Below are 19,894 nucleotides of genomic sequence, written 5' to 3' on the forward strand. Positions count from 1 at the left end.
TAACCTCTACTAATTTTACAATAAATAACACATGAATTACTAGGAGAAATGTTTGTAAAAAAATATTATATAAAAAAGAGAACCACTGAATTGAGCGTGGTTCTCTCTTTTGAGTATCAAATAAGGTATGATAGGACCATATTTTCTATTTTTAGTTTCTCTTTCTTCTCTTTATTTTGTACCACTTTTATTGCAAATTTAAAATTGGTTGCTTCTTTTGGTGGTTTAAATTGATATGAAAAGTTTTTAGGTTGATTCGTTAGATTAAAAGTAACTGACTGATTATAAATTCTTTTATTTTCATCGTAAGCCATAAAAAATAATATTATTTTTTGATTACTTTTCTTTGATGAACCCATAAAGTCGATTTTATATTCTTTGTAGTCACCCAAAGTGGTTATTGACTTATACTTTTTATGGGGTGGGGTAGTAAACTTGCCTCCCATTGTTTGAATGTAAAGATTTTGTCCAGTTGATGAATGATTATATTTTGCAATGAGTTTAGATTTGCCTACTTTTACTTTTAGATTTTTCGTGTTTGTATTAATTTTAAAATCATGAAAATTAATATCCTTTTCCAGAACAGTTTTGGTTGCTGGCAAATCAATTTCAACCTTCCTAGATGGCTTATTCTTAGCTAACCACTTGTTCGATAATAATACTGAAGCTGTGTATAAATTCCAGACAAATACATCAATTTCCTTGTTATTTATCTTTGATTGATTATTGAACAATGCTTCTACTTCATTTCGATTTACTATATTGAAAATATCACTACTAGCATTACTGAAAATTTCCTCCATCATAGCTTGTTTCATATCAGATAAAGTCGTACGGCGCCAATTAAACGACCCCTTTGATTGCTGTTTAGCAGTGATTGGAGTTCGCCGTTCCCATTGTTTTTCCTGCCCAGCTAAAGGGCCATCCTTTTCAAACTTCCAACGATCTGAGTTAAAAGGAACATCAACTAATTCAGGGGCTAACCTCAACAGTATGTTGTAAATCACCTCATCATTTATTAAGAATTCAGACGGGATTTTTAATAAGGACTTATTTAGATTAGAATCAAAAAATGGTTGATACAAATGGTAGTTATAATTAAAACCAGTACGTGCGGCTGCAGACCAGCGACCTGTCCTATATTCGATAAAATACCTAGTCATTAAGTCAACTGGCGAATAATGACTCCTTTTTTGTAACCACTGATTCAGTTGTTCTTCATAGGTATCTTGATTTTCCTTATTAATAAGTTCATTAAAAAGGTTTAGTTTTCTAAATATTAATGTTTCAAGTCCTTTTCGATTATGCTCTCTAACAACTCTGTTATAGCCACCCCTTAAATGCTCACCACCGTGTCCACCAAGAATAACTTTATCAGCATCAAAAGTATATCTACTAGATACATTTTCATACGCTGTTAACATCCCATCTGTAAAACTTAATATATTAGTTGTTCTACTTAAAATGTCTTGCACAACAAATCCTGATTGATTTTCCTTGGTGGCTGGCGTTGTAACCGAATGTTCTAATTGGAGGAGATCTGATATTTTTTTACCAACAATTACATCAGGATTTTCATCATATCCAAATGTATAAGTTTTAAAATCAGCATTAATATACTTTAAAGCTGCTACAATTAATCTACTGTCTTTTCCTCCTGTAATCGCAGCATTAATGGGTGTATGATTTTCATTAATTACTTTAAAGCTATTGATAAAATCTTGTGTTATATCATCATAAAATTGTTCAGTGGGCTGTTCTAACGAGTATTGTTTTCCTAAAGCATCATCTATGTCTTCAATTACCGTTTTCTCAGGGGTTGTTATAATCGTAGAATTAGGTGGTAAGACATTCACATTTTCATATGGTGTGAAATCAGAGTTGTAATATCCATTATGCAAGAATGGAACTAGATTTTCTAATTTATAATTAGGTGTCTCTCTATTAGTAGATATTAAATGTAATAATAACGCCCTATTACTAATATATGTATACTGATCATCTTCTGCCCAATATAATGGTTCCACCCTCGTAACTGTATTCCAAGCCTGTAAATAGTTTTTTTTGCTATTTGCAAATATTCCAGCGTATAGACCATTGATATTCGAAATCATCATGTTGCTCTGTTTATACGTAGAAGAATCTTTTAACCTTTTATACATATCTTGAATATTTGAACTCGTGTATCCAGATAGTGTAAAGGCAAAATCACGTTCATTAGGCATTTGATGTATCCCCTCATTTGTCCAATAAGATACTATTATATTGGACTTCTCTGATTTCCACAATTTTGGTGGGGTATCAATCCCTAGAACGATTGAACCTCTATTTGATATATTCTGTAGTAAGTCCTGACTTATTTCTACATTTCTTTTACTTTGAACCCCTAGAAAAACATGCATACCTCTTCCTCCAATTAAATTGTAAAATTAGATGAGGTATTCGATTAACGAATACCTCAATGTTATTATTGACCTACTATTGTTTATTGTAAACTTCTTTTATTAAATGGTCCCACTTTTCGCACAACATGTATTTTTCGTAGTGATTTAAAATGAAATTACGAGCATTTTCTCTCCACTCATTTTGAGTTTCTTCAGAGAAAGAATTGAACTGTTTTATAAAGTCTACCGCTTCTTCTGTATCATGATATATATATTTATCTTCATAGATAAATTCTGCTCCATCCCAATCGCGTATGACAGGAATAGTTCTTGCAGCCATCCCTTCAGCTACAGCAAGATGGAAACTTTCAAAATCACTTGGAGATAGTACAAAACCTATCTTTTGATACCATTCACTAATATCTCCCCAACCTTCAAAAATAACTGAATCTTTCCATGGGCTAGAGTTTATCCTTGTGAATAATTCCGTATAATATTCTCTCTCTGCTGTTCTTGCCCATAACCACTTATATTCAATTGGTAATTTTCCTTTCACAATTAAATTATACCTTTTATCTTGCTCCCATAACTTTTCAAAAATTTCCAAAGATAGATCTAGTCTCTTCCTGCTTGGACAAATACCCTGCATACCGATATTAAAATTTGAATCAGGGAGCTTGGGTTTATCTAACTTTTCAGTGTCAACTAGATTATGAATAATCTTTGCTTTTTCCTCTGGGATAAACGGAAAGGTTTCATATATATCATTTTTGATTCCTTGAGCAATAAACACAATATTATTAACAGAATTCCATTTGGTTTCCTTTGGATACTCTGTATTCTTTTCTTGCAAATGCATGCGTATAATCATTTTTTGATTTTCACTTATTCTATTCGAATACCATACCGCGTTTCCTAATCCCCATTCGGCAACTATAACATCAGCCCAGTTTAATAACTCTTCACTTAAGGACTCATCGTGTGTATTATGCCCATCCCATTGATCAATCTTTACGATGTAATCATTGTGAGCACTAAAGTAATCAATAATCATTTGTGCAAATTTTAAATCATGTCCCGCAAATAATAGTCGAATTTTATCAAATAAACGCTCATTGATTACTTTAAATTCCTTAGTGTTATTTGCTATTTCCATTAATCTAGGCCTTAGATGTTCTGCAACTTTTTTGAAGGTATGATTTTGACTAACATTATAGACAACCTTAGCTGCATGACGATATACTTCAGGATTAGTAAATGCCAGCTTGATTTTCTCTTCAAATTCTCGTTTACTATTAGCGTACAATGGGTAATCAGGTCCATATATGCTCTCATGTAATTTGTTTCTGTTTAAAATAACCGGTTTACCATTTATCCCGAATTCCAATACTTTGGTGGAAAGTTCCATACTTTCATCTAATGCTTCATGTCTCCAGGATACACCTAAATCGCTTTGTTGTATTTCAGTTTGAACTTCCTTTCTAGTTAGTCCCTTCTTCCAAAGAATTTTTTCGGATTCATTTAATATTCGCTCAACATTATACTTATAATTATACTGAAAAGGGTAGTTATGAAATTTATCTCCAATTACTACAAATTTTAAATTCTCCTCATCCATTGAATCAACTACCCTGAACATATCAGGTACTCGCCATAAGGGAGAAAACTTTCCAGCATAAATCAGGGTATTATTATTATTATTAAATTCTTTTATATTACGTTCTTGATTTGGAATCATTGGTGGAACATATAAAAACTTGTCGTTTTGTTCTATATTTAACAATGATTGAAAATACTCAATTAACCTAGGTGTTTGGCACCCTAAGGCAGCACTATTATTATACAATGTGCTTAGATAAATCATATCTTCTTTAGTGACTTTCTCTCTCTCCTGGGGAAAGTCGGTTAAATAAAATATGGTTTTATGTGAAATTTTATAAACTTGAGAAATTTCCTTCGCTATATTATAGCCTCTAATAATCACTAAATCGTAGTGGTTTTCCTGGTCTAGTTCATCAATTATCTCTGCTGCTAAAGTCGCGGATAGATACGACTTATTCTTTTTTTTCGCGAGCCCTTGAGAGAAGGGATCTACCATCTCAACATTATTATAATCAAAGAGGTTGTTCAGTACTGCTTTTCGTACAACAGGAAATTTTAATAAAATATTCACCTTGGTATCTTCAAATTGAGCTAATGTCTCAGATATAGATGACAGCCAGATTGATGATCCATCAATAATATTTGCATTCACGTCTCCATATATTAAAACATTTAACCTTGTTTGGTCCAAAGAGGTATCCCCCTCTCTTTTTAGATATCTACTTCATTTTTTGGAATGTTTGTTACAGAATTCTTTACAAAATTATAAATGTCTGTTGAGAACAGGCGCATCCCATAAGAATTTAACGTACTTAAATCAATTGTACCTTCAATCATGTCGGTGATACTCACATTAAACTCTTTAAGATTATCTGTTTTCATTAAGTATGCGTCACCGAGCAATGATGTTGTATATGTGTATTCAGATTGCTTATTGTTCTCCTTAAGATTATTATTCTCAACACTATAATATGCGGCTTTCCCAACAGTATCAGCCTTAGAATACTTATAAGCATTTATTAAGTCAGATAAATAGTATTTACCATAATGATTATTGGGGTTCATTGTTCCAATTAAATCATATTTGGCTATAAAACCGTCAACAGTCGCTTTTAGATTATCTGTTTCTTCACTAATATTAATGTATGTGATATCCTCTTCATTACTATGCTTTTCATCCATATAATTCAAAACTAATAAGTGTTTTGAATTATAATTCTGGTTAAAAAATGAATTTTTTATTCCTTCAAGTTCTTCAGACGAATACACCTTACCAATAATAGCTACATCAAATTTATATGGTTTCTCAATTGTAAAACCAGCATTAGTCGCTATTTTATATAATCGGTGTGCGTAGGTGTGTTCATCAAATACAGTTCTCATTCCTTTTATTTCATTACGATTTCTTAAATTCTCATCGTTAATGACTGAACCTATTTTGTCCTCAACGTCATCATTTCCATGAATTTGTGTGACAAAATCACCAAACAGTTGATTAATTCCTACCGAGTCTGTTGATACAACAGAGGTGCCACATGCCAATAATTCATATACTCTCCTCGAAAACATAGTTGGAGAGTCTTTAACTGAATTCACATTTAGGAATATTTTAAACTGTTTATATACCTTCACTAGTTCTTCATATGGTAGTGAACCTTGTATGTGATTGCTAAATTTTTCAGGGTATTGCATATGCGGATTTACGTTATTGGCATTATAATTCCGATCAAAAATTACTAAACCATACTTTTTAGAAACCTCTAATAAGTTTTCCTGCTCTATTCTTCTTTGTTCATGTCGGTTTGCGTAATAAGAGCCAGCAAAACTTATATTGTTCTCTTTGTAATTTGGTACCTTGACTGGATTATGAAGAACTGGTTGAGCAGCAAATGAAAGTGAATAGACATTATCGTTCCCAGTCACCTCTTTATATTGCTCTATTAAATTTGCATCAGAAGTATAAATATAATCAAACTTACTAGCCGTATTTATAAAACGATCGAAATGGATAGGGTCTTCTTTATTCCAAAAAACAGTAGGTATATTATTTTGTTTACACCACTTTAACATTTCATCAAGCTCAGAGCCCTGATCAATATTATATTTGGCAATCTTATATTGCCAGGAACCGCTATTCCCTTTCCAAGCAGATTCAACTAGTAACATATGTGGCAGTTCTGTCTTTAATATTTCAAACCAATTATCCGGCCTAAATGTAATTAAATTTGCATCATACTTGAAGGCTTGATAAGAAAAATCATCTAAAATAGCAGCAACTCTTAATTCCTTAAGCTTTTGAGGATTATTATATAGTCCCATAAGAAATAACTCATTGGCTTTTTTATTGATGAGTTTTTCCCTGTCTAATATGAATTGATCAGAGACCTTTGGAACTTCACCCATGGCAAATGGCAATTTAACTTTATTGTATTTTCTTTTCTTCTTCGTTAGTTTTCTTTTAAAGGCCCCGCCAACTGCTTTAGACACATTAAAAAGTTCTTTAGGAAGATGTTTTGGTTGACTTACACCTATTTTTAAACGCTTGGATACGTAAAGAGGAAAGGACTGTTCAAGAACAGTTACTCGATTTTGTAAGTAGTTAATGTTTTTTTCTCGGTCTGATAAAGCTCTTTCAACTAATTTTTCATATTTTTTGATTCTTTCCAAAAGCTCTTGTTCATTGTACTTAGATAGAATTATATCTTGTTTTAGCTTCTTTCGTTCATCTAATAATTGTGATAATATTTCTTCCTTTTTTCGCATTGAAATCAATGGATTATCTTTATTTATTTTATCAATTTGGGCTTGTAATTGGTCAATTCGCTTTAAAACTGTATCTAAAGATGCTTCTTGGTCCATTATTTCACCCTCCTTTTATTCATATTCTCTTACTTTATCTCTTAATAATTCTAAAACATCATCTTTTAAATCATTTCTCTTTAATGCTACTTCTATCGTTGCCTCAATAAAACCAAACTTATTTCCTACATCAAATCGATCCCCTTGCATATGCAAGCCATAGATGTCAGAAGTTTTATTAAATTCATGAAGTGCATCTGTTAACTGTATTTCATTTCCAGCTCCGGGTTTTTGATTTTCCAATAAACTAAATATTTCTGGAGTCAATATATATCTCCCCATAATAGCGTATCGTGAAGGTGCGTCCTCTGGGTTAGGTTTCTCCACTAATCCATTTAACCTCATTAGTTCAGAGCCATTGAATGAACTACTTGATTTTATATCTACAATTCCATATTTACTTGTATCAGATTCAGCTACTTCTTTCACCCCAACAATAGGTGACATAGCTTGTTGATAACTGTCCATTAATTGCTTTAATGGAGGGGTATTATTTGAATTAAACATAATGTCATCTCCAAGTAATACCCCAAATGGTTCATTTCCTATAAAGCTTTTTGCACACAGGATCGCATGTCCTAATCCTAGCGGCTCTTTTTGCCGGATGTAATGAATGTTAGCCAAGTTCGAAATATCTCTAACTTGTTCTAACAATTCGGTTTTACCCTTATAAGACAAATTTTCTTCCAGTTCATATGACTTATCAAAGTGGTCCTCAATGGCTCTTTTTCCTCGTCCACTAATAATCATTATATCTTTTATACCTGACTGAACCGCTTCCTCTACAATGTATTGAATAGTAGGTTTATCAACAATTGGCAACATTTCCTTAGGTTGGGCCTTTGTTGCCGGTAAAAAACGAGTACCTAATCCTGCCGCTGGAATAATGGCTTTGGTAACATCCATGTTTAAATTTCACCCTTTGTCTAATAACTGGTTAGCATTAACACACCTAGAACAATCACAGGTGTCAAAACTACAATATTTTTTAAAAAATTAATATTGAATATTGGTCTATGGTTACGCTTAGACTCTTTTTCAACTTGCTCACTTACTTGGGTACTTATCATTTCTTGTTTATGTGCCCTTTTATCAGCATCTGATAATTTATTAAACCATTTTGTGAAGTTTTGATAATTTTCTACGACCTCTGTTGATGAACCTGTTTCTTTTACAGTACCGTAATGAAGCCAAATAACACGGTCGCAAAATTCCTTCATCTGACCAGCCGAATGACTAATGAAGACAATTGTTTTTCCTTGTTCCTTAAATTCATCCATTTTGTTTAAACATTTCTGAGTAAATGTAGAATCCCCAACCGATAAAGCTTCGTCAATAATAAGAATATCAGGGTCTGTGTGTACCGATATGGCGAATCCTAACCTTGACTTCATTCCACTTGAATAATCCTTCACCGGTTGATTGATATAATTCCCGATATCTGCAAATTCTACAATGGTTGGTGTGATTTCTTTTATCTTTTCTTTCGTTAAGCCGTGCATCATACACTTAAGTTCAATGTTTTCTATTCCAGTTAAGCTTCCATTTAAGCCAGCAGAAATGGCTATTAGTGATGTTTCACCATTTATTTCTACATGTCCAGTACTAGGTTGAATAACTCCTGCAAGAATATTCGATACGGTTGATTTACCTGAACCATTTAATCCAACCAAACCAACAGTTTCACCCTCAAAAATTTCAAATGAAATATCCTTTAAGGCCAAAAATTCTTTTCCCTTCTTTTTGGACATAGAAAATAAGTTTAGAATTTTTTCGGACTTTTTAGCGTGAAGTTCAAATGTTTTATACACACTTTTAAATTTAACTTTTGTTTTCATGAGTAAAACTCCTAATTCTACATGTAATCCATAAAGTTTTTACGGAATCTCATATGAATTTTTGTACCAAAATATAAAAGAGCAAATGTTAGTGCCCAGAAATATCCCGTATATAATAAATCTTCAAAAAACCAAGCTCTACCTAGAATGGAGTCTCTAAATCCTTCAAGTATATAAAATAAAGGATTTAACTTTAGAATATTTTCGATTAAAGGACCATAAGTTGTAAAAGTTTCTGTTATTAAACTGGTATTCCATAGGATTGGTGATACATATAACAACATTCTCATAAGTGATTGTAGAGCAACTTGATAGTCTCGGACTAATGTTGAGACTGTAGAACTAAGAATTGAGAAAGAGAATAAAAAAGCATATAAACAAATTAAATAATATAAAAACTGGATGTTATATATGGATGGTTTAATACCATAAAACAGATCTATAATAACTAAAATCCCTAGCATAATAAAAAATTGAAAGCTATTACCTACTATTCTGATAGTTGGCAATAAGCTTACCGGAAAGTTCATCTTGGATACTAGTCCTATTTTTTGATAAATACTGTTAGATCCCTGGATAATTGATGGACTAATAAAAAACCAAGGAATTAACCCAATAATTAACCATAGGAAGAAAGGAGTACCATCGACTGGTGCTCCTCCCCTGATTGTACCGAAAACAAACCAATAAATTGCTACTTGTATGGCTGGATTTAGAAATTGCCACAAGGAACCCAAATAATGAATTTGATACATTCCTCTATTCTCAAATGCAGCCATTCTATAAATTAAGTTTATGTGCATTATTTGTTCTTTAATAACTTGCCTAATGGATTTAAACATATTCATGTAGCTTCCTTTGTTTAGGATTATAAGAATTTATACAGGTTGCCATAATTAATATACGTAACCTCATCTGAATGTTCCTGAACTACGTTTTTAGTATCAAATACTTGCAAGGTATTCATAGTGGAAAACGCATCACTTTTCAGCTCTTTAAACTCATTATGATCGCTCAAAATTAGCACAAGATCTGAACCACTTAATGCTTTTTCTAAGTCCTTTTCAACAAAGCTCAACTTCACATGAGGATCATAAGCAACCACTTCATACTCAGGTTTTGCATTTAACTTCTCATAAATGTCCATGGCTGGGCTCTCTCTAATGTCATCCACATTTCCTTTATAAGTTAAACCAAAGACCGTAATCTTTTTACCATTGTTCTTTTGAACTAACTTTTCAGCAGTTTCAGTCACGTAATCAGGCATAGATTTATTAATTTCACGTGACAAGCTAATTAACTTAGCTTGTTCTGGAGCTTTGGCAATAATAAAGTAAGGGTCAACAGCTAAGCAATGACCACCTACCCCAGGGCCTGGTGTGTGTAGATTTACACGTGGGTGCTTATTTGCCATTTTAATTACTTCAAGTGCATTAATGTTTAGCTTATTACATACCTTAGCAAGTTCATTTGCAAGTGCTATATTCACATCACGGAACGTATTCTCCATTAACTTAGACATTTCAGCCGTTCTTGCATCTGTTTTAATGATTTCTCCTTGCACAAACGTTTGGTATACCTCTGCACCTTTTTCAGTACATTCAGGTGTTACACCACCAACGATTCGATTGTTGTGAATAAGCTCGTGCATAATTTGTCCCGGTAATACACGCTCAGGACAATGAACCAAATAAATGTCTTCGCCAATCGTAAAACCAGCCTCTTCTAGTCGAGGTTTTACATGGTCATCCATTGTTCTAGGTGCAATTGTTGATTCCACAATCACAACATTACCCTTTTCTAAATAAGGAATAATATTTTCAGTTGCTTGCATGACAAAAGACAGGTCACAAGACAGGTATTCATCATCTTTATTTGGAGTTGGTACTGCAATAATAAATGTATCTGCCTTTTCAGGTTCTAATGAAGCTTTAAACTTCCCCACTTTTAAAACGGATTCTAACGCGTCTTGAAGGCCTGGTTCTTCTATATGGATTTGTCCGTTATTTAACAAATCAACGGCTTCTTTTTTAACATCTACACCTACTACATCTACATCATGACTTGCAAACATAATTGACGTTGGTAAACCTATATAACCTAAACCTACTGTACAAAGTTTCAAAACAAATACCTTCTTTCTTATTAGTTATATTCTAATATTTTAGATAAACCTCGAGTAAATGATTTTGCTCTAATTCCCAATTATACTTTTTTCGAGCATTTTTGCAATTAGCACTGAAATATTCACGTTTATCTGGGTTATCAACCATATAGTTAACCCCTTTTGCAATTTCATCAGGGTCATGGGGATCGATCGTTACCCCAACTTCACTTTCTTCCAGAGCACGTTTTATTTCAGGAAAATTGCATGCAACAATTGGCACTTCACTCATCATATATTCAAACAATTTATTAGATGAAGCAGACCAATGATTGAAATTAATATTATTTAGTACTTGGAAACCAAGGTACGCATTTTTAGTGTATTTAGGTAGGTCTCGAACTGGAACCTTTGGAATAAATCGAATTTTATCCTCTAAATCACGCTCTTGAACCATCTGTTCTAATTCACCCTTAATTTTTCCATCCCCAATAAATACTAAAGTACCTTCCTTAAATTTAGGAAAAGCTTCAATTAACTTCTCTAATCCCCTTCCAGCTTGAATACCACCCTGATACAGCAGTATTTTTTCATCTGATGGGAGATCTAACATTTCATGAAGGTCAACTTTCTCCTCAACCTGTTGAATCTCAAGTGATGGGTAATTATGCAATACATGAGGATAAAACCCATATAATTCCTCATTATATTTAGCACGTGTATCATTCTCAACAATCATGCTGTCCATTCTTTTGATAAAGAAGTTCTCAAATCTTTTGTACCAAGAACTGTCATAACCTGTTCTACTAGTTTGTACTTCATGCGAATCATATATTAATGGTTTCTTTTTAAATCTCCATTTTGCACTAACATAACCCTGGGGTAATGTATTTAAATCATTTGAATGGTATATATCATAATTCCCACGATGTCCCTTTATCATCATACGAAGAATAAGGGCGGCACGAATCCAAACGACACGAACCTTTGTTTTTAGCAATAACCCAACCAATATGGTTAGGGGGATAATTAGCCAAGGTATAAGGTATACCAGGAATCCCCAAATCACCAATGCAGGGAGTAATGGCCAGCGTTTCCCAACCACAAAGCGGTATAATTTTTGTAAAAATAATAATGTTGAAGGGTACCTTTTCATTCGATATACCCTGAAATGGTCATTAAATTCTTCATATGGTAAAACATCAGGATCTTTTGGATCATCAATACAAATTAATTCAACATCATAGCCATTTTGAGATAAGGATGTGCACTCTCTAAGTACCCTTGCATCATTTGTAAAGTGATTCCAAACGAACATTCCTACTCTTTTCATATTCTATACCTCTTTTATTCCGAAAGTAACGGCATTATTTCCTCTATATTTTTCTCCCACAAAAACTGTGTCTGTATCAGTTCTTTACAATTCTGTTCCAATTCACTTCTCATATTATCTTCTTCTTTTAGTTCCAATATTTTATTTATCATTTCCTCAATTGCTGTATTTTCAAAAACATAACCTATTTTATATTTGTTAATGATATCGGCTGCCTGACCTTTAACACCAGCTATAACTGGTGTTTGACATGTAGCGTAATCAAGTACCTTCCCCGGTAAAACTGTCGCAAAAACCTCTTCATCATTTAAAAATGTGACAGACAAATGACTTTGTGCAATGATTTCAAGACTTTTTTTCCGGGTAGTGGGTTTATTTAATTTTACATATTGTAAATCATTTCGTTCTATAAATTGCGAGAACTCTTGGGCTTTTAGACCATAACCAATGACTTGAAAAACAATTTTTTTCTCATTTAGTTTGAATGCAAGTTCTTTGATTTTGTCAACATCCTGTGCTAAGCCTAAATTCCCAGCATAAACCACTTGGAAAAAGTCTTTATTTTTAGATCCAACACTTCCAATTTCCTTCATCCTTGCACCATTAGGCAAATAAGTAATGGATTTGTTCTGGTCTTTTAGCATCTTCTTAATATGGGGCTTAAAACCTAAGCTGTTTATGATTACTTCATCTGCATGGTTATACATCTTTTTCTCTAAGAACCTAAATGTCCCTATAATCAATTTATTATCAAACTTTTTAACTCCTGATAGTGAATCCGGCCATAAATCCCTGACCTCTAAAATGATCTTAGCCTTAAATAAACGTTTAGCTATAAATGCTGATAGGACAATAAAAATAGGTGGTGAACTCACATATATATAATCATACTTTTCTTTACGTAATTGAAATATCTTCTTTATAAATTTAAAGCCCATCTCCAAATAAAAAGTTAATAAACTTAGTAATTGGCTTTTACGTTTTTTACTTCTTAATAATAGACGAATTATGTTTGGATTTTGATTCAAATGCTCTTCATCCCAAAACTCTTCTTGTTTATAGAGATTTCGATTGGGGTAAGCAGGTTCTGTCGTTAATACATCAACATTTATATTTTTTTGAGACAAAAGTTCAAAAATGTTTTTCATTCGGTTCCCTGCACTCCCAATTACAGGATAAAAATTCTGAGTTAAGATTAATAAACTTTTAGCCATTGGGTATACTCTCCATTATTATAGGCAATCGAGACTCCTAAATTCTACTACATTACTAGATTTTATGACAATATTCTACTAAATGCAATTTACATTTACATGACAGAAATGATTCTGTTATAAGTCTTCCCATACTTTATCAGAAATATAAACTGTTAAACCTAAGATTTGGCTCGTGCACATACTAGCATATTGGTAGTTTAATATACTTTCTTCACACTTGCTTTGTATATATAACCTACGCGGTCTGCAATCGTAATTCTATACCAATTTCCATAATCTGACACAACCGGGTATTGTTTGCCTCTTTTAATTTCTGCAAACGGTATTAAATCTCCCGTGCTATTATCATATACAGGCAAATCAGTTTGCGCTTTAAACATCTGATTAGAATGCCTGTAATTGAAATTTTCGTTAGCCAAATAAGGATTCGTAACAGGAGAAGTGGAGGCTTTATAGACATAGCCATAAAAACCCCCATAATTTATGCGGTGCCAATCTCCATAGTCACTTACCCTAGGATATACTTGACCCTCGGTTAAAGAACCAACTTGTACTAATTCTCCTGTTCGATTATCGTAAATAGGCAGTTCTTCCTCCACCTTAAAGTACTTTCCAAAGTCAATTGTAGCCATATCGAGTTCGACGTTATTCTTATGCACATAGCCCACTCGATCAGATATAATAATTCGATACCAGTTTCCATAGTCCGATACAATTGGGTAGCTTGTTCCCTTTTCTATTACTGCAAATTGTTCCAAACTCCCTGAAGTATTATCATACACAGGGGTTGTACTGTTTGTGACAAATTTTTTGGTAGAGTTTTTATAATTTTGGTTTTCATTCGCTATTTTTGGACTTTCCACTGGGTAAGTGGATGATTTATAAACATAACCGTATATATCGCCGTACTGTATTCGATGCCAGTTTCCGTATTTGCTTACTCTTGGATAGACTTGTCCCTCCTCAAGCTCTCCTATTTTTATAAGTTGACCTGTACGATTATCATATATGGGTATGTCTTCTTCAGCTTTGAAATATTCTTTAAAGGTGACAGTTTTCATGTCCAATTCTACATGATCCTTATGAACATAGCCTACTCTTCCAGAAATGATAATGCGATACCAGTTTCCATAGTCCGATACAATTGGATAGCTTTTTCCCTTTTCTATTACAGCAAATTGTTCCAATCCGCTTCCACTGTTATCGTAAACTGGAGCATCATGGATTGTTATAAACCTTTTGTTAGTGTTGCGATAATTTTGGTTTTCATTTGCAATATTAGGTCTTTCAACAGGAAAGGTCGATGACTTATGAACGTATCCATATATGTCGCCATATTGTATTCGATGCCAGTTTCCATAGTCACTTATTCTTGGATATACTTGGCCCTTTTCCAGTTCTCCTACCTTTATCAACTTGCCTGTCCGATTATCATAAATTGGAGTGTCTTCACGTACTGTAAAATATTTGTCCGTCTTAAAAAATTCAGCATCCACATCGCTTTTATGAACATATCCCACTCTATTGGCTAAAATTATTCTATACCAGTTACCGAAGTCAGATGTGATTGGATACTCTGTCCCCTCTTTTAAATCAGCAAATTCAACAAGCTGACCGGTACTATTATCATAAACAGGTAAGTCTATATTGGCTGTTATTTTACGTTTTTGATTATGATTTTTACTTTCATTTTGCAGGATTGATCCGTTAGCTGGTTTTAAATCATTTTTATGAACATAGCCAAAAATATCTCCAAATTGGATTCGATTCCAATTACCATAATCCTCTACACGAGGGTAAATTTGCCACTTTTTAAGACTTGCCACCTTTATAAGGTCACCTGTCCTATTGTCATATACCGGTGTGTTATCATGAATGACTTCAAAATATCTTGCTGGTGCTTGAATATTCCCAAATCCGTAGAGTTGATCTCTTCCTTTTTCCCCCAGATCAATTGCTTCTATCTGCTGAGTTTTCCTAATTTCACTAACTGAATAATCTACGTGCGCTTCCTTAAGTAAGGCTAAATTACCTGTAACATATGCACTTGCCATACTTGTTCCGCTCTTTACTGTATAACGGTCATTTAAGCCTGTACTTAATATATTTACACCCGGAGCAGATACTTCTAGAGAACTACCAGTAGAAGAAAATGGAGCCTTAGTTTGATTTTCATCGATTGCTCCTACTGCAATCGCACCCTCGTATTTTGCTGGGTAATCTATCGTATCTCCTTGAATATTATTGTCTCCATCATTACCTGCTGAGGCTACGATAAGAATCCCATCCTGGTAAACTTTATCAATAACCCTGTTAAGAATAGAAGATCCTTCCTGCTCACCAACGCTCATATTTATGATATCCACACCCTGTTTTACAGCCCAATCAATGCCTAAAAGCATATCTGATAAGAACCCTAGGCCATCATCATTTAACACTTTAACAGCGTATATATCAGTGTCTGGTGCAATTCCTTTAACACCAATGTCGTTATGTTGAGCACCAATAATCCCAGCAACATGTGTGCCATGACCATTATCATCCATATATGAAGTAGTATAATCAACAAATGACTTGCCATCTTCAATTTTTAGATCTTTATGATTATAATCGACACCAGTATCAAGAATTGCAACCTTGATACCCTTTCCCGTATAGTTACTGTTCCAAGGCCTTAATGCATTTATTTGATTGACGCCCCAATCAACTCTCTCTTCTTGGACGCGAACTACTGAATCTTTTTCAATACTTGCAACATCAGGGTGATTCTTAAGAGCTTCCAATGATTCTTCTGGAATTTTTGCTGTAATCATGGAAAGAGACTCAACTCGATGGATAATTTGACCCTTAAGCTCCGAAATCAATTGATCATTAATTGTGTTTTTAAAAGCTATAACAAATTGATTGTCAGGCGGATTAATTTTTTGAACCGTATCATCAGTATTCGGTTCTGGCTCTATACTTTCTTTATTTAATTGTTCATTAGGTAAGTTTTTTGGTTCAAAATTGCTTTGTTCATTTGTTGAATGAAAGTTTGAGCTTTTATTCGTTACATTTTCATTTTCCGTATCAGATTGTTGGCAAGAAGTTAGTACGATTAGGAAAATCACAAGGTACATTAATTTCTTCAACTGCTTAATCCCCCAATTCTACAAAATTCTACATTTTATTATTATTTTACAACATTCTCACTTGTTAAAGGGATAAAATGCTTAAAGTTTCACACCACTTTTGTGAACATACCCGACTTTTCCAGATAATATAATTCGGTACCAGTTTCCATAATCACTGACAATCGGATACTTTCCTCCTTTTAATATCGTCGCAAATGGGACTAAGCTGCCTGAGCTATTATCATACACGGTTAAGTTTTCTGTAGCCTCAAATATTACATCTGAATTTTGGTAGCTTCGGTTCTCTCCTGTTATTTCATTACCTGTGCTAGGCTTCGTCGCGTCTTTATGGACATATCCGTATTTATCTCCGAACTTTATCCGATGCCAATTTCCATAGTCACTTACTCGCTCGTATTCTTCCCCCTGCTCCAGTGTTCCCATTTCAACTAGTTTTCCGGTGCTATTGTCATATACCGGGACAACATCTGTTGTCACTTCAAAGTATTTTCCAAAGTTTCGCTCTACCTTTGCACCACTTTTGTGGACATACCCCACTTTTCCTGAAAGTATAATTCGATACCAGTTGCCATAATCGCTTACAATCGGATACTTTCCACCTTTTAATATGCTGGCAATCGGGACCAAACTGCCTGAGCTATTATCATACACGGTTAAGTTTTCCGTGGCCTCAAATGTTATATCTGAATTTTGGTAGCTTCGGTTCTCTCCTGTTATTTCATTACCCGTGCTAGGCTTGGTTGCGTCTTTGTGGACATATCCATATTTATCTCCGAACTTTATCCGATGCCAATTTCCATAGTCACTTACTCGTTCGTATACTTCTCCCTGTTCCAACGTCCCCATTTCCACCAGTTTTCCGGTGCTATTGTCGTATATTGGGACATCATCTACTGTCACTTCAAAGTATTTTCCAAATTTCTGCTCTACCTTTACACCACTTTTGTGGACATATCCCACTTTTCCTGAAAGTATAATTCGATACCAGTTGCCATAATCACTTATTATCGGATACTTCCCACCTTTTAATATGGTGGCAAACGGAACTAAACTGCCGGTGCTATTATCATACACGGTTAAATTTTCTGTGGCCTCAAATGTTATATCTGAATTTTGGTAGCTTCGGTTCTCTCCTGTTATTTCATTACCCGTGCTAGGCTTGGTTGCGTCTTTGTGGACATACCCGAATTTATCTCCGAATTTTATTCGATGCCAATTTCCATAGTCACTTACTCGTTCATATACTTCTCCTTTATTTAAAGTTCCCATTTCTATTAGTTTGCCGGAGCTATTGTCATATACAGGTGTGTCATCGGATGTTACTTCAAAATAGGATCCAAATTTATTTGTTTCTTCTTCCTGCACTTCTTTTATAGGGGACGAAATTGTTGGTACATTCAACTTCTGCCCAACGTATATCGTATCTGACGTCAGGTTATTTAATGACTTAATCGATTCGACAGTAGTTGCAAACTTATTCGCAATTTTAAATAAAGTGTCACCTGAAGCAACTGTATATAAAGTAGTTGTTGCGATTGTCTCTGTTGGTTCCTCCTCAACTGGCTGAATGTTGGGTAGATTATTATGGCCTTTTAACCAATTCGAATAATTTGTCCAAATATCTGTATCTTCCTGACCCAAACTCCAGCTTCCCGTCCCTTTAATTTCATATTCATGCACCAAATCTACTTTTGCTTCAATCGATCTCTCATCTTCATACCAAATATGATAAGTACCTGGACCTAATGTAGTACTTGAAAAGGTAAACGGTTCATCCGTTTCTTTAATTTTTATAATGGCCTTAGGGGATTGAGCCTTCTCATCATAAACAACAGTTGATTCATATTTTTCAATCATTTCTTCTACTCTTGAATTTGATATACCATATCCTCCAGAGCTCTTACCTTCTTGCCAATAACGTCCGTAAAAAGGAATACCTAGCACAATTTTATCATTAGGGACACCTTGATTAATCGCATACTCTATACTTCTTTTTACCCAGGGTAAACTTGCTACCGGACCCTCTGGACCATTTTGATAGCTCTCATCATATGCCATTATCATTAAGTAATCACTATACTTTGCTAATTGGTTGTAATCGTATGATCCATGCCAGCCCTTTTGCCAGTTATTTGGGTTTGCCGCAACCGCTACAGATACTTCTTTTTCGGCTGGGATTTTTTCTCTTAATAAACGAACTAAATCTGTGTAGTTATCACGGTCTGCGTCAGTTACGTTTTCAATATCAACATTAATCCCATCTAGATTATACTTTTCAATCACGTTTGCAATCTCCGTCGATAAACTTTCCCTATTTTCCAAAGCCGCTCTTCCGATAGTACGATCCCAATGATTACTTAAAAAAGGAACAATTTTAATTCCTTGACTTTGCATGTTTTTTATAAAGTTAGGATCGAGTTGCCAAGTTAACTTGAGTGAACCATCAGGGTTTAAATCAAAATAACTTGGTGATGCTACTTTCAAATTTCCCTTTGTACTTTCGATTTGTTTATAATATGATGAACTACCACCAAAATAGAGGTATGACATGTTAAAATCTGTTTCGTGGGCATAAACTTCTTGTGTTGGTTGAAATGCAAAGGAAGAGATCAACATAGTTCCGAACATAATTTTTACTGTTGCTTTTTTTAGATGTGGTAGGTTTTTATTAACAAAATTTTTGGCTCTTTGTTGAATACTTACTCTCTTTTCTGGCTCATTTACTAAAAATTCATCTGAGAACTCTGTTAAATTTTGATTTAGTTGAAGAACTATAATTGGTTCATCTGGACTTTCTTCAAGTCTCCAATCCTTAAAAATCTCCATCTACACCCACCCTTTACATCATTATGGGATATATTTTTTTCTTTAAGGACAGATAGTATTCTGTAATGATAGAACTTGTCTTCTTAAACCATTTACATATAGTATTATTGTGAAGGGGGGATTTCGTGAATTATATAAAAAACATGAGAAAGCTCATTGGTCAGCAAACTTTATTCACTATAGGTTGTGGAATTATAATTGAGGAAGACGAAAAAATACTATTACAGCATCGTGCTGACGAGGATAATTGGTGTATTCCAGGCGGCGTTATGGAAATTGGTGAACATTTTGAAGAAACAGCTAAAAGAGAAACATTTGAGGAAACCGGGTTAGACGTTGGGAACTTAGAGCTGTTTGGGATTTATTCTGGAGAAGAATGCTTTGTTAAGTACCCAAATGGCGATCAAGTCTTTAGTGTCCAGATTATATTTAAAACTAATCAATTTACCGGTAAGTTAAAGCAAGCTGGTGATGAAAGCAGAGAACATAAATTTTTTCGTAAAGATGAATTGCCTAAAAATTTAAATCCTAGACAGATTTCATTCATTCACGACTGGGCTGAAAAGAAAGCACAACCTGTAATTAGTTAAAAAATGA

General features: G+C 33.9%; 12 protein-coding genes. 1 reads left to right on the forward strand and 11 read right to left on the reverse strand.

The window, feature by feature from the left end:
- Positions 1 to 116 precede the first annotated feature (116 nt).
- The 11 genes from GH754_RS01900 to GH754_RS01950 form a co-directional block, all read right to left on the reverse strand.
- Positions 117 to 2,402, reverse strand: coding sequence for an asparagine synthase-related protein (locus GH754_RS01900; RefSeq protein WP_153727033.1), 2,286 nt, complete (start codon positions 2,400 to 2,402; stop codon positions 117 to 119).
- Between the two features lie 76 nt (positions 2,403 to 2,478).
- Positions 2,479 to 4,677, reverse strand: a complete 2,199-nt coding sequence (locus GH754_RS01905) for a glycosyltransferase (RefSeq protein WP_153727034.1) — start codon at positions 4,675 to 4,677, stop codon at positions 2,479 to 2,481.
- A gap of 20 nt (positions 4,678 to 4,697) precedes the next feature.
- The gene (locus tag GH754_RS01910; RefSeq protein ID WP_153727035.1) at positions 4,698 to 6,845 is read right to left on the reverse strand and encodes a glycosyltransferase family protein; all 2,148 of its coding nucleotides are present in this window, start codon (positions 6,843 to 6,845) and stop codon (positions 4,698 to 4,700) included.
- Between the two features lie 15 nt (positions 6,846 to 6,860).
- Entirely contained in the window at positions 6,861 to 7,751 is an 891-nt protein-coding gene (galU, locus tag GH754_RS01915; RefSeq protein WP_153727036.1) for a UTP--glucose-1-phosphate uridylyltransferase GalU, read from the reverse strand.
- A gap of 20 nt (positions 7,752 to 7,771) precedes the next feature.
- Entirely contained in the window at positions 7,772 to 8,683 is a 912-nt protein-coding gene (locus GH754_RS01920; protein WP_153727037.1) for an ABC transporter ATP-binding protein, read from the reverse strand.
- A 17-nt stretch (positions 8,684 to 8,700) separates the two neighbouring features.
- Positions 8,701 to 9,525 carry an ABC transporter permease gene (locus GH754_RS01925; protein WP_153727038.1) on the reverse strand — a complete coding sequence of 275 codons (825 nt, stop codon included), beginning with the start codon at positions 9,523 to 9,525 and terminating at the stop codon, positions 8,701 to 8,703.
- A 26-nt stretch (positions 9,526 to 9,551) separates the two neighbouring features.
- Positions 9,552 to 10,808, reverse strand: coding sequence for a nucleotide sugar dehydrogenase (locus GH754_RS01930; protein WP_153727039.1), 1,257 nt, complete (start codon positions 10,806 to 10,808; stop codon positions 9,552 to 9,554).
- Between the two features lie 31 nt (positions 10,809 to 10,839).
- A complete protein-coding gene (locus tag GH754_RS01935) occupies positions 10,840 to 12,120 on the reverse strand; it encodes a glycosyltransferase (protein WP_228550097.1) in 1,281 nt (426 codons plus the stop codon).
- 14 nt (positions 12,121 to 12,134) lie between these two features.
- Complete coding sequence (locus GH754_RS01940) at positions 12,135 to 13,334, reverse strand: glycosyltransferase family 4 protein (protein WP_153727040.1); 1,200 nt, start codon at positions 13,332 to 13,334, stop codon at positions 12,135 to 12,137.
- Positions 13,335 to 13,534: 200 nt separating this feature from the next.
- Complete coding sequence (locus tag GH754_RS01945; protein ID WP_153727041.1) at positions 13,535 to 16,468, reverse strand: S8 family peptidase; 2,934 nt, start codon at positions 16,466 to 16,468, stop codon at positions 13,535 to 13,537.
- Between the two features lie 81 nt (positions 16,469 to 16,549).
- Positions 16,550 to 19,297, reverse strand: coding sequence for a glycosyl hydrolase family 18 protein (locus GH754_RS01950; RefSeq protein ID WP_153727042.1), 2,748 nt, complete (start codon positions 19,295 to 19,297; stop codon positions 16,550 to 16,552).
- A 125-nt stretch (positions 19,298 to 19,422) separates the two neighbouring features.
- Here GH754_RS01950 and GH754_RS01955 point away from each other — a divergent pair, with 125 nt between their 5' ends.
- Positions 19,423 to 19,887, forward strand: coding sequence for an NUDIX hydrolase (locus GH754_RS01955; RefSeq protein WP_323741802.1), 465 nt, complete (start codon positions 19,423 to 19,425; stop codon positions 19,885 to 19,887).
- Positions 19,888 to 19,894: the final 7 nt, after the last annotated feature.

It is taken from the genome of Salinibacillus xinjiangensis (assembly GCF_009649735.1).
Classification (GTDB): domain Bacteria; phylum Bacillota; class Bacilli; order Bacillales; family Alkalibacillaceae; genus Salinibacillus; species Salinibacillus xinjiangensis.

Bases quoted from the DNA above. Each gene is read 5' to 3' on its own strand.
- GH754_RS01920 (WP_153727037.1), bottom strand. From the start codon at position 8,683: ATGAAAACAAAAGTTAAATTTAAAAGTGTGTATAAAACATTTGAACTT.
- GH754_RS01950 (WP_153727042.1), bottom strand. From the start codon at position 19,297: ATGGAGATTTTTAAGGATTGGAGACTTGAAGAAAGTCCAGATGAACCA.
- GH754_RS01940 (WP_153727040.1), bottom strand. From the start codon at position 13,334: ATGGCTAAAAGTTTATTAATCTTAACTCAGAATTTTTATCCTGTAATT.
- GH754_RS01935 (WP_228550097.1), bottom strand. From the start codon at position 12,120: ATGAAAAGAGTAGGAATGTTCGTTTGGAATCACTTTACAAATGATGCA.
- GH754_RS01910 (WP_153727035.1), bottom strand. From the start codon at position 6,845: ATGGACCAAGAAGCATCTTTAGATACAGTTTTAAAGCGAATTGACCAA.
- GH754_RS01925 (WP_153727038.1), bottom strand. From the start codon at position 9,525: ATGTTTAAATCCATTAGGCAAGTTATTAAAGAACAAATAATGCACATA.
- GH754_RS01900 (WP_153727033.1), bottom strand. From the start codon at position 2,402: ATGCATGTTTTTCTAGGGGTTCAAAGTAAAAGAAATGTAGAAATAAGT.
- galU (WP_153727036.1), bottom strand. From the start codon at position 7,751: ATGGATGTTACCAAAGCCATTATTCCAGCGGCAGGATTAGGTACTCGT.